8 protein-coding genes are annotated in these 12,306 nt (G+C 72.5%); all 8 read right to left on the bottom strand.

Annotated elements, in window-relative coordinates:
• Positions 1-29: 29 nt before the first annotated feature.
• The 8 genes from ACF1AL_RS07670 to ACF1AL_RS07635 all read right to left on the bottom strand — a co-directional run bounded on the left by ACF1AL_RS07670 (position 30) and on the right by ACF1AL_RS07635 (position 11,997).
• Positions 30-1,361, bottom strand: a complete 1,332-nt coding sequence (locus ACF1AL_RS07670) for a ThuA domain-containing protein (RefSeq protein ID WP_391825537.1) — start codon at positions 1,359-1,361, stop codon at positions 30-32.
• A gap of 12 nt (positions 1,362-1,373) precedes the next feature.
• The gene (locus ACF1AL_RS07665; protein ID WP_391825536.1) at positions 1,374-3,854 is read right to left on the bottom strand and encodes a PQQ-dependent sugar dehydrogenase; all 2,481 of its coding nucleotides are present in this window, start codon (positions 3,852-3,854) and stop codon (positions 1,374-1,376) included.
• 207 nt (positions 3,855-4,061) lie between these two features.
• Entirely contained in the window at positions 4,062-5,060 is a 999-nt protein-coding gene (locus ACF1AL_RS07660) for a sugar phosphate isomerase/epimerase family protein (protein WP_384205798.1), read from the bottom strand.
• Positions 5,061-5,075: 15 nt separating this feature from the next.
• A complete protein-coding gene (locus ACF1AL_RS07655) occupies positions 5,076-6,317 on the bottom strand; it encodes a Gfo/Idh/MocA family protein (protein ID WP_391695418.1) in 1,242 nt (413 codons plus the stop codon).
• A 620-nt stretch (positions 6,318-6,937) separates the two neighbouring features.
• Positions 6,938-7,978 (bottom strand): substrate-binding domain-containing protein, encoded by a 1,041-nt coding sequence (locus ACF1AL_RS07650; protein WP_366836766.1) that lies wholly within the window; start codon positions 7,976-7,978, stop codon positions 6,938-6,940.
• Between the two features lie 17 nt (positions 7,979-7,995).
• The gene (locus ACF1AL_RS07645; protein WP_366836765.1) at positions 7,996-9,012 is read right to left on the bottom strand and encodes an ABC transporter permease; all 1,017 of its coding nucleotides are present in this window, start codon (positions 9,010-9,012) and stop codon (positions 7,996-7,998) included.
• Positions 9,009-10,526: a sugar ABC transporter ATP-binding protein gene (locus tag ACF1AL_RS07640; protein ID WP_391825535.1), complete on the bottom strand. Its 1,518-nt coding sequence runs from the start codon at positions 10,524-10,526 to the stop codon at positions 9,009-9,011. Before ACF1AL_RS07640 ends, ACF1AL_RS07645 begins: the two co-directional genes overlap by 4 nt.
• Before the next feature lie 289 nt (positions 10,527-10,815).
• The gene (locus ACF1AL_RS07635; RefSeq protein WP_391779817.1) at positions 10,816-11,997 is read right to left on the bottom strand and encodes an ROK family protein; all 1,182 of its coding nucleotides are present in this window, start codon (positions 11,995-11,997) and stop codon (positions 10,816-10,818) included.
• Positions 11,998-12,306 lie beyond the last annotated feature (309 nt).

Here is a 12,306-nt window from a genome sequence, read left to right as displayed (position 1 = left end):
GGGGTCCGGCGTCCCCCGCCCGCCGCCGCTCAGTCGCCCTGGGCGGGCAGTTCCTTGATCCGGATGTCGCGGAAGGACACCTCGTCATCCGCTCCGTGGTTCTGGATGCCGATGTGGCCGTCCGTGAGGCTCCGGGCCGGGTCGGTGTTGGTGAAGTCGTTGATCTGCACGCCGTTGAGCCAGACGCGCAGGCGCTCGCCCTGCACGCGGATCTCGTACGTGTTCCACTCCCCCGGCGGGTTCAGCGCGAGGTCGCGCTTCTTCAGGTCGGCGGACTGGAAGCCGTAGACGGACCCGGTGGTCTTCTCCGGGACGTCGGTGGCGTCGATCTGGACCTCGTATCCGTTGTTCACGGCCGACCACGGGTCGTCCGAGGGCGGGAAGCCCACGAACACACCGGAGTTGTCGTCGCCGGCCGTCTTCCAGTCGAGCTTCAGGGAGTACGACCCGAAGCTCTGGTCGGCGTACCACAGCAGGCCCATCCCGCCGGACGAGGTGAGCGTGCCGTCGTCGGACAGGGTGAAGGAGCCGGGTCCGGCCTGCCGCCAGCCGTCCAGGGAGGTGCCGTCGAAGAGCGGCCGGTAGCCGTTCTCCGGGCGGCAGTCGGCCTGGGCGGCGCCGATGGCGTACCGGATGCCGCCGAGCAGGTGCTGCCGGAAGGCGGGGTCGGCGTAGGACTCCTTGGTGTGGCCGCCGCCGGTGTAGAAGGCGCGGCCGCCCTGGTACTCCTGGCACCAGGCGATCGGGTGGTCGCCGTTCATGGTGCCGCCGGAGTAGGAGGACTCGTCCATTGAGGCGAGGACGTGGGCCCGCTCGCGCGGGTCGGAGCGGTAGTTGTACCACTCGTCGGTGCGCTCCCAGGTGGGCCCGAGGTGGGCGGTCGCCGGGTGGGCGCGGTCCTCCACGTTCACGGTGGCGGGCTGGATCGCCGGGTGCGACTGGAAGTACGCGCCGGCGAGGCCGCCGTAGAACGCCCAGTCGTACTCGGTGTCGGCGGCGGCGTGGATGCCGACGTAGCCGCCGCCGCGGTGGACGTAGTCCTCGAAGGCGCGCTGCTGGGCGGGGTTCAGCACGTCCCCGGTGGTGGACAGGAACACCACCGCGTCGTACCGGCGCAGGTTGCCCGGGGTGAAGGCGCCCGCGTCCTCGGTGACGTCGACGGTGAAGCCGCCGCCGGCACCGAGCTGCTTCAGGGCGGCCACGCCGTCCGGGATGGAGTCGTGGCGGAAGCCGGCCGTCTTGGAGAAGACCAGCACCCGCTTGCCGTCGTCACCGGGCTGGGAGGTCGCCGGGCCGGTGGCGCAGCCGAGCAGCAGCGCGGCGGTCGCGGCGGCGGTGGTGACTCTGCCGACGGTTCGCATGGCGTCCTCCTCTCAGCTCGTGGTGAAGGTGAAGTCGTCCACGTCGAACAGCGCGCCGGTGCCGCCCTTGAAGACCAGGTACAGCGTGGTGGTGCCGCGCGGTGCGCGGGACAGGTCGGCCTGGACGTCCTGGAAGGTCTCCCAGCCGCCGGTGACCGGGACGGCCGCCGTGCCGAGCAGGGTGCCGGTCGGGGAGCCGGCGCGCACCTCGAGGGTGCCTCCGGCGCCGCCGGAGGAGACCCGGGCGGTGATCTTGGTGGCGTTGCTCAGGACGTACGGCGTGAAGGAGATCCAGTCGCCGTTGTCGATGTTGCCGACGGTCCGGCCGCCGTGCGCGGTGTCCTTGGTGATGACGTCGACGCCGGAGCTGTTGCCGAAGTGCTCGGCCTGGCGGTGCTTGGGCTGGGTGACGTGCCGGGCGTGCGTGGTGAGCGGGGCCTGGCCGCCGCCTCCGTTGTCGGTGTACTGGGCGTCGAAGACACCGAAGATGTTGGCGTCCTCGTCGTGGCCGCCGTCGGCGCTGGTCTGGATGGTGCCGGAGCAGCCGGTGGCGGAGGTCAGCGGATGGCCGTGGCTGTCGTGGCCGAGGACGAAGGTGACGGTGACCTTGGAGCAGTCGATCGCCTTGCCGTCCTCGGGGTCGGTGACCCTCACCTTGAACGGGATGGCGTCACCGAAGCTGAACAGCTGGCCGTCCTGCGGGAGTTCCAGGGTGACGGTGGGGGCGGTGTTGCCGACGACGATCTGCACGCTCGCGCTGCCGGTGCGGCCGCTCGGGTCCTTGGCGGTCAGCGTCGCGGTGTAGGTGCCGTTCTTCTTGTACTTGTACGTCGGGTTCGCCTCGGTGGAGGTGCCGCCGTCGCCGAAGTCCCAGCTGTACGTCAGGGCGTCGCCGTCCTGGTCGGTGGTGCCGGCGGAGGAGAAGGTCACCTTCAGCGGCGCCTGCCCGTTGGTGCGGCTCGCGGCGGCCTGCGGGACCGGGGAGTGGCCGTCGGTGGCGTTCTCGATGCGGTACAGCGCGGAGTTGTCGTCGCCGCCGAACCAGGCCAGGCCGTAGTCGAGGACGTAGAGCGCGCCGTCGGGGCCGAAGGCCATGTCCATCACCTGGGTGCCGTTCCAGGGGAAGGGGTTGATGGACTGCACGGTGCCGGCGTCGTCGGTGACGATCCGCTTGATCCAGCGGCGGCCGAACTCACCGGCGAAGAAGTTGCCGTCGTAGGCCTCGGGGAACTTCACGGGCGAGTCGAGCGCCGGGTCGTAGTGGTAGACCGGGCCGCCCATCGGGGACTCGGAGCCGGTGCCGAACTCGGGCACGGAGCCGCCGTCGTAGGGGATCCAGGCGGGCTGGGCCGGGGGCAGGTCGGTCAGGCCGGTGTTGTGCGGGGAGGTGTTCTTCGGCGCGTTGCAGTCGAAGGAGGCGCCGGAGGTCTTGGTGGCGAAATCGTAGTCGACGTAGGCGTCGTTGGCGCCCGTGCAGTACGGCCAGCCGAAGTTGCCGGGGGCGGTGACCCGGGCGAACTCGACCTGGCCGGCGGGGCCGCGGGTGGGGCTGGCGGAGCCGGCGTCGGGGCCGTAGTCGCCGACGTAGAGGATGCCGGTCTTCTTGTCGACGCTGAACCGGAACGGGTTGCGGAAGCCCATGGCGTAGATCTCGGGCCGCGTCTTCGCCGTGCCCGGCGCGAACAGGTTGCCGTCGGGGATGGAGTAGGAGCCGTCGGCGTTGACCTTGATGCGCAGGATCTTGCCGCGCAGGTCGTTGGTGTTGCCGGCGGTGCGCTGGGCGTCGAAGCCGGGGTTGCGGTCCGCGCGTTCGTCGATCGGGGTGTAGCCGTCGGACTGGAACGGGTTGGTGTCGTCGCCCGTCGACAGGTAGAGGTTGCCGGCCGCGTCGAAGTCGATGTCACCGCCGACGTGGCAGCACAGGCCGCGGGTGGTGGGGACGTCGAGGATCTGCTTCTCGCTGGCGAGGTCGAGGGTGCCGTCGGTCTTCAGCACGAACCGCGAGAGCCGGTTGACGCCGTCGAAGGGCGCGAAGTCGGCGGCGGTGCCGGTCTCGGGGGCGTCGCCCGCGGGGGTGTTCAGCGGCGGCGCGTAGTACAGGTAGATGAAGCGGTTGCTCGCGAAGTCCGGGTCGACGCCGACGCCTTGGAGTCCTTCCTCGTCGTGGGAGTACACGGCGAGCTTGCCGGCGAGCTTGGTGTTGCCGGCGGCGTCGGTCAGGCGCAGTTCGCCGTCGCGGGAGGTGTGCAGGACGGAGCGGTCCGGCAGCACGGCCAGCGACATCGGCTCGCCGACCTCCGCCTCGCCCTTGGCGAGGGTGACCTGCTGGAAGTCCTCGGCGGCCGCCGCGCTCCCCGTGTCGGCGACGGCTGCGCCGGCCGGGGGTGTGGTGAGGGTGAGGGTGGCGCCCGCGAGCAGGGCACCGCTGAACAGCGCGAGTGCCGTGCGCAGACGTGAGCGAGGGGATCTGGTGGTGCGGTCGTTCCCGTGCACGAATGCCTCCAGATGAGGGGCCGGTTGTACGGGCGGGTGCGGACGCCGGGATGCGCCGTCATCCCGGAGCGCGGGTCACCGGGACGAGGTCCCGGGAGTTCGGGTCACCGGGACGAGGTCCCGGCGGTTCGGGTCACCGGGACGGGGTCCCGGCGCCCGGCGGAGGTCGCCTCCGGGACGTCGTCCCGGAGGGCCGCGGAGTGTGTGTCAGTTGCCGAACGCCGCGTCGAACGAGGCCGACGGGGGCTCGAAGTCGTACGCCTTCAGGCGGGCCAGCGCCTCGGGGGCGCCCTGGAGCCGGTCCATGCCGGCGTCCTCCCACTCCACCGAGACGGGCCCCTCGTAGCCGATGGAGCGCAGCATCCGGAAGACGTCCTCCCAGGGCACGTCACCGTGGCCGGCGGAGACGAAGTCCCAGCCGCGCCGCGGGTCGCCCCAGGGCAGGTGGGAGCCGAGGCGGCCGTTGCGGCCGTCGAGGCGCTTGCGGGCCTCCTTGCAGTCCACGTGGTAGATGCGCTCGCGGAAGTCCCACAGGAAGCCGACCGGGTCCAGGTCCTGCCACACGAAGTGCGAGGGGTCGAAGTTCAGGCCGAAGGCCGGGCGGTGGTCCACCGCTTGCAGGGCCCGCTGGGTGGTCCAGTAGTCGTAGGCGATCTCGCTGGGGTGGACCTCGTGCGCGAACCGTACGCCCTCGGCGTCGAAGACGTCCAGGATCGGGTTCCAGCGGTCGGCGAAGTCCTGGTAGCCGCGGTCGATCATCGACTCGGGCGCCGGCGGGAACATCGCGACCAGGTGCCAGATCGCGGAGCCGGTGAAGCCGATGACGGTGTCGACGCCGAACGCGGCCGCGGCCCGCGCGGTGTCCTTCATCCGGGCGGCGGCCCGCTGCCGGACGCCCTCCGCCTCGCCGTCGCCCCAGATCGCCGCCGGCAGGATCGCCTGGTGGCGTTCGTCGATGATGGCGTCGCAGACGGCCTGCCCGACGAGGTGGTTGGAGACCGCCCGGCACATCAGGCCGTACTTGTCGAGCAGGGCCTTCCTGGAGTCGAGGTAGCCGGGGTCGGCGAGGGCCTTGTCGACCTCGAAGTGGTCGCCCCAGCAGGCGAGTTCCAGGCCGTCGTAGCCGAAGTCGCGGGCCAGCCGGCAGACCTCCTCGAGCGGCAGGTCGGCCCATTGGCCGGTGAAGAGCGTGAACTGGCGCGGCACGGGGGTGCCCCCTCCTCAGACGGTGACGGGTGTGTAGACGGAGTTCTTCTCGGCGCTCTCCTCCACCGCCGCGAGCACGCGCTGCACCTGCAGCCCGTCGGCGAAGGAGGGTTCGGGGCGGGTGCCCTCGGCGACCGCGTGGACGAGGTCACGGGCCTGGTGGACGAAGGTGTGCTCGTAGCCGAGGCCGTGCCCCGGCGGCCACCAGGCCTCCAGGTAGGGGTGGCCGGGTTCGGTGACGAGGATGCGGCGGAAACCGGCGTGCTCGCCGGGCTCGGTGCCGTCGTGGTACCAGAGCTCGTTGAGCCGCTCCAGGTCGAAGGCGAGCGAGCCGCGCTCCCCGTTCAGCTCGATGCGCAGCGCGTTCTTGCGGCCGGTGGCGTACCGGGTGGCCTCGAAGGAGGCGAGCGCGCCGGAGGTGAAACGGCCGGTGAACAGGGCGGCGTCGTCGACGGTGACCGTGCCGGTACGGGCGCCGGCCGGGCCCGCGGACAGGCCCTGCACGGCCCCCGCGGGCAGCGGGCGCTCCCGCACGAAGGTCTCGGTCAGCGCGGACACCCCGGCCAGGTGCTCCCCCGCGAGGTACTGGGCGAGGTCCACGATGTGCGCGCCGAGGTCGCCGAGCGAGCCGGAGCCCGCCTGCTCCCTGCGCAGCCGCCAGGTCAGCGGGAACGCCGGGTCCACGAGCCAGTCCTGCAGATACGACACCCGCACGTGCCGCAGGGTGCCGAGCCGGCCCTCGGCGACCATCCGGCGGGCCAGCGCGGTGGCCGGGACCCGGCGGTAGTTGAAGCCGACCATCGCCACCAGGCCGCGGGACTGCGCCTCCTCGGCCGCCCGTACCATCGCCTCCGCCTCGGCGACGGTGTTGGCCAGCGGCTTCTCGCACAGCACGTGCTTGCCGGCGGCGAGCGCCGCGAGGGCGATCTCGGCGTGGCTGTCGCCGGGGGTGCAGATGTCGACGAGGTCGACGTCGTCGCGTTCGACCATCTCCCGCCAGTCGGTGACCGCTGCCGCCCAGCCGTGCCGGTCGGCCGCCGCGCGCACGGCCGCCGCGTCCCGGCCGCAGATCGCGGACAGCACCGGAGTCAGGGGCAGGTCGAACACCCGGCCCGCGGTGCGCCAGCCCTGGGAGTGGGCGGCACCCATGAAGGCGTAGCCGACCATCCCGACGCGCAGCGGCGGCCGGCCGGGGCCCTGCGCGGAGCCCGGTGTGCCCGGGCTCTCCGATGCGTCTGACTGCTGCGGCTGTGCCATGGGGTGAGTCCTCCGTCCTCGTCGTGATGACGTCGTGGCGGTGCGGTGGGGGGTGCGGGGCGTGCGGTCCGGCCGTACGGATCCCTGCGGGGCGGACGCCCTCGCGTCGGATCCACCGGCCGGGGGGCCTGGCGCGCGGCTCCGGACCACCGGCTGCGGGGCCCGGAGCCGCGCCGGGCCACCGGCGGAACGGGGCCTGACGCTTCCACGCCGGGTCCTGCGACCGGGGGCCAGACGCTTCCGCGCCAGGTCCCGCGGCGGGGGCCTGACACGTCCACGCCGGGCCACCGGCGGGCCGGGGCCTGACGCTTCCGCGCCGGGTCCTGCGACCGAAGGCCTGGTGCGCTCGCGCCGCGTCCTCCAGCGGAGGGCTTGGCGCGCTCGCGCGGGGACACCCCCGTGACCCCCGCGCGAGCCGGGGACGGGCCCGGTCCCCGCCCGGCCGGCGCGAGCCGGGGAGGGGCTCGCCCCCCGCCCGGCGCAAGCTGGGCCCGGGCTGGACCCCCCGCCCGGCGCGAGCCGGACCGGGCCGGCCCCCCGTCCGGCGCGAGCCGGGGCCGGGCCGGCCCCCTGCCCCGCGCAGGCCGCCCGGTCCGGGCCGCGGGCCCGGCGGGCGCCGGTCAGCGGAAGCCGGTGGGCATGTACTGGTCGACGTTGGTCTTGTCGACGACGGCCGAGTAGAGCGTGATCGACGCCGGGATCTCGAACTCGGCTAGGCCGCCGATGCCCTTGCCCTGGCCGAGGGCGCGGGCGAGGTCGATCGCGGAGGCGGCCATGGTGGGCGGGTAGAGCACGGTCGCCTTGAGCACGCCGTTGTCCTGCTTGATGGCCTGGAAGGCGGACAGCGCGCCCGCGCCGCCGACCATCAGGAAGTCGTCGCGCCCGGCCTGCTCGATGGCGCGCAGCGCGCCGACGCCCTGGTCGTCGTCGTGGTTCCACAGCGCGTCGAAGTCCGGCTGCGCCTGCAGCAGCTGGGCCATCTTGGCCTGCCCGGACTCCACGGTGAACTCGGCGGCCTGGCGGGCGACCTTGCGGATGTTGGGGTAGTTCTTCAGCGCGTCGTCGAAGCCCTGGGTGCGCTGCTTGGTCAGCTCCAGGTTGTCCAGGCCGGCCAGCTCGACGACCTTGGCGTTGGCCTTGCCCTTGAGCTTCTCGCCGATGTAGTGCCCGGCGCTCAGGCCCATGCCGTAGTTGTCGCCGCCGACCCAGCAGCGGTACGCCTGCGGGGTGTTGAAGACGCGGTCGAGGTTGACCACGGGGATGCCGGCCCGCATGGCCTTCAGCCCGACCTGGGTGAGGGCCTTGCCGTCGGCGGGCAGCACCACCAGCACATCGACCTTCTTGTTGATGAGGGTCTCGATCTGGCCGATCTGCTGCGCGGTGTCGTTGGAGCCCTCGGTGATCTCCAGGGTGACGTCGGAGTACTTCTTCGCGCGGCTCTTGGCGTTGTCGTTGATGGCGTTGAGCCAGCCGTGGTCGGCCTGCGGTCCGGCGAAGCCGATGGTGACGTGCTTGCCGGGCTTGTCGTCGGCGGCCGGCCGGCTGTCCGCGGCCGGCTCGGAGTCCTTCGGCTCGTTGCTGGTGCAAGCCGTGAGGAGGGCTCCGGCGGAGACGGCGGCGGATCCGAAGAGCAGTCCTCTGCGGGTGGGCAGCTGTGGCATGGCGGGGAACCCTTTCCTCAGGTCGTGCTTGCGGTACGGCGCTGGACCAGCACGGCGGCGACGATGATCGCGCCCTTGGCGATCTGCTGGACGTCGCTCTGCAGGTTGTTCAGGGCGAAGATGTTGGTGATCGTGGTGAAGACCAGGACGCCGAGCACGGAGCCGGTGATGGTGCCGCGGCCCCCGCTGAGCAGGGTCCCGCCGATGATGGCGGCGGCGATGGCGTCGAGTTCGTAGAGGTTGCCGTTGGTGTTCTGCCCGGAGCCGGACAGGACGATCAGCAGGAAGGCGGCGATGCCGCAGCACAGCCCCGACAGCAGGTATAGGTACAGCCGCTGCCGGCGGACGTCGATGCCGGCGAGCCGGGCGGCCTCGGCGTTGCCGCCGACGGCGACGGTGCGCCGGCCGAAGGTGGTGCGGTTCAGCAGCAGCCAGCCGAGGATCGTCACGAGTGCGAAGACCAGGACGAGCGGCGGGATGCCGAGGACGTAGGAGTCGCGTTCGCCGAGGCTCAGCACCGAGTCGATGGTGACGATCTGGGTCTTGCCGTCGGTGATCTGCAGGGCGAGGCCGCGGGCGGAGGCCAGCATGGCGAGGGTGGCGATGAACGGGACCATCCCGCCGTAGGCGATGAGCAGGCCGTTGACCAGGCCGCAGCCGAGGCCGACGACGACCGCCGTGAACAGGATGCCGGCGAAGCCGAACTCCTGGGTGGCGAGCGTCGTCGCCCACACCGAGGCCAGGGCGACGATCGCGCCGACCGACAGGTCGATGCCGCCGGAGGTGATGACGAAGGTCATGCCGACGGTGACGACACCGATCACCGAGGCCTGGGTGAGGACGAGTTGCAGGTTGCGGGTGTCGAGGAACTCGTCGGGCTTGGTGACGCCGCCGATGACCACGAGCACGGCGAGCACACCGAGCAGGGAGAGGGTGCGGACGTCGGCGCGGGCCAGCAGGGTGCGCCAGGCGGGCAGAGGGACCGGCGGCACCTTTCCGGTGCCGTCCCGCGGCGGGGAGACGTGCTGCGTCATGACGCCGGGCTTCCTTCCATGACGAGGTCGAGGACGCGGTGTTCGTCGAGCTGCCGGGCGGGCGCGGTGTGCACCACGCTGCCTTCGCGCAGCACCAGGACGCGGTCGGCGAGGCCGAGCACCTCGGGCACCTCGCTGGAGACGAGGAGCACCGCGAGGCCCTCGTCCGCCAGGCGCCGGACCACCGCGTACAGTTCGGCGCGGGCGCCGACGTCGACGCCGCGGGTGGGTTCGTCGAGCAGCAGGACGCGGCAGCCGCGCAGCAGCCAGCGGGCCAGGACGGCCTTTTGCTGGTTGCCGCCCGAGAGGGTGCGCACGGGCACGGACGGGTTGTCGGGCCGCAGCGACAGCTCGCGGACGGCGGCGCGGGCGGCGCCGTTCTCGGCCCCGCGGTCGATCCAGCCGACGCGGGAGAAGCGGGAGAGCGAGGAGACGGAGACGTTGCGGGTGACGGACTCCAGCATCAGCAGGGCCTGAGCCTTGCGTTCCTCGGGGGCGAGCCCGAGGCCGGCGCGGACGGCGGCGCGGACGCTGCCGGGCCGCAACGGCCGTCCGTCGACCAGGACCTGACCGGCCGTCGGCTTGCGCGCGCCGTAGATCGTCTCCAGGATCTCCGAGCGTCCGGAGCCGACGAGCCCGGCGAGCCCGACGATCTCCCCGGCGTGCACCTCGAGGTCGAGCGGCGCGAACTCGCCGTCGCGGGCCAGCCCGCGCACCTGGAGCACGGGGGTGCCGGCGGGCGGTTCGGCGGGCCGCTCGGGGAAGACGTACTCGACGTTGCGGCCGGTCATCAGGGCGACGACCTCGCTGGTCGGGGTGGTCTTGGCGGGCAGCCCGCCCGCGACGGCGCGCCCGTCCTTCAGGACGGTGACGCGGTCGCCGATGCGGCGGATCTCCTCCAGGCGGTGCGAGATGTAGACGACGGCGACACCGTCGGCGGTGAGGTCGCCGACGATCCGGAAGAGGTTGTCCACCTCGTCGGGGTCGAGCGCGGCGGACGGCTCGTCCATCACGATCAGCCGTACGTCGTGGGAGAGCGCCCGGGCCATGGAGACGATCTGCTGCTGGGCGGCGGACAACTCCCCCACCAGGCGGCCCGGATCGATCTCCGGGTGACCGAGCCGTTTGAGCAATTGGGCGGTCGACGCCTTGGCGGCGCCCCGCCGTACGACGAAGCCGGCCGCCGTGGGTTCGTGGCCGAGGTGGACGTTCTCGGCCACCGACAGGTGCTCCACCAGGTCGAGTTCCTGGTAGATGGTGGCGATGCCGAGGCGCATGGCGGCGATCGGCGAGCGCAGGGTGACGTCCTCGCCGCGCCAGCGGATCGTGCCGGTGTCGGGCTGGTGGGCGCCGGCGAGGACCTTGATGAGGGTGGACTTCCCGGCGCCGTTCTGACCGAGCAGGCAGTGCACTTCACCGGCCTGGACGTCGAGGTCGACGCCGTCGAGGGCCCGGACTCCGGGGAACGACTTGGTGATGCCGGACATGCTGAGCAGAGGTGTCTGTGGTGCCATGCGTCAATCCCCTCGGCGGGCGTGCGGGCCGGGTCAGGGCGGTTTCGGGCAGGGCGGAGCGATCTGTGACCGTGGGCGGGGTGGAGCGGTGGGCCGGGCCGGGCGGGGTGGCGCGGTGAGCCCGGCCGGGCAGGGTGGCGCAAGGTGCGGACCTGGGGCGGAGCGGTGAGCGGACCTGGTGTGGAGCGTTTTCCGGAGCTGGGCAGGGCGGAGCGGCGTGCTGGGCTCGGCCGGGCGCGGCCGGGCAAGGGTCCCCGTACTGGTGAGCCGGACTGCGGTCGGTCGGTGACTACGCGGGTGAGAACAGGTGGTCGCTGATCAGCCGGGCCGCGCCGATGACTCCGGCGACGGGTCCCAGTTCCCCCAGGACGATGGGCAGATTGCCGGTCGCGAGCGGCAGCGACTGGCGGTAGACCTGGGTGCGGATCGCGGCGAGCAGCGTGTGGCCGAGGCCCGTCACCCCGCCGCCGATCACCACCAGGCCGGGGTTGAAGAAGCTGACCAGGCCGGCGATGACCTGGCCGGTGCGGGTGCCGCCCTCCCGGATGAGGTCGAGGGAGGTGGCGTCACCCGCGGCGGCGGCCGCGGCCACGTCGACGGCGCTGAGCGTGCCGTTCGTCTCCAGCCGGGACGCCAGTTCCGGTGACAGCCCCTGCCGCGCCGCCTCGGCGGCGTCGCGGGCCAGGGCGGCACCGCTGAAGTGGGCCTCCAGGCAGCCGCGGTTGCCGCAGGCGCAGGGACGGCCGTCGGGCACGGCCTGGATGTGGCCGATGTCGCCCGCGCTGCCCGTCACACCGCGGTGGACGTCCCCGCCCACCACGATGCCGCAGCCGATACCGGTGCCGATCTTGACGCAGAGGAAGTCGCCCACGGAGCGGGCCACGCCCGCGTGCATCTCCCCCATCGCCATCAGGTTCACGTCGTTGTCGACCATGACGGGGCAGCCCAGTTCCTGGCTGAGGGCCTCCCGTACGGGGAAGCCGTCCCAGCCCGGCATGATCGGCGGGGCCACCGGGACGCCCTCGGGGAAGCGGACCGGGCCGGGGACGCCGATGCCGGCGCCGTCGAACCCCTCCGCGAGCCCCGAGGCGCGCAACTTCGCGGCCAGGTACAGGACTTGCTCGAAGACCGCGACGGGTCCCTCGCGCACGTCCATGGGCTGGTTGAGGTGTCCCAGGACCTCCAGCTCGGCGTTGGTGACGGCGACGTCGACCGAGGTCGCGCCGATGTCGACGCCGAGGAAGCGCAGCTGCGGGTTGAGCCGGACGTTGTGCGAGCGGCGCCCGCCGCGCGAGGCGGCGAGTCCGTCGGCCACGACCAGACCCGTCTGCAGCAGCCGGTCCACCTCCACGGCGAGCTTGGACCGCGAGAGGTCGACCTGATCGCCCAGCTGCGCCCGGGAGTTGGGTCCTCCGTCGCGCAGCAGCTTCAGCAGCCGGGCCTGATGCGTGTTCGCGGGTCGTGCCGTCATGCGTCTCACGTGCCCCTCCCCGCCTCAATTCGGCCACCGTCGTCGGGCTTTCGAGGGGAACGTAGCAGTGACGGTTGAATGTGGGAAGAAGTAGCGCAGCAATTCGCGCAGACTTTCTCCACTGGCAGGACAAAGACCGGCGTACAACGGCCCTGATACGTACGGCTCTTGGGACCGGCCCAACCCCGATCACCTGCGGGAACGGTGGCCTGCGGCGCCCGTGCGGCAGTCCGCGCCGGAGGGGCGCCGTACAGACCGCGTCCCCGGTGGGCGCAAGGCGTTCACCGGGGACGCGGCGGTTCGGGCGTG

Origin of the sequence: Streptomyces sp. NPDC014801 (assembly GCF_043082085.1) — a bacterium.
Lineage (GTDB): Bacteria > Actinomycetota > Actinomycetes > Streptomycetales > Streptomycetaceae > Streptomyces.
The sequence above is the reverse complement of the archived record's forward strand: the minus strand, read 5'-3'. Positions and strand labels throughout refer to the sequence as shown.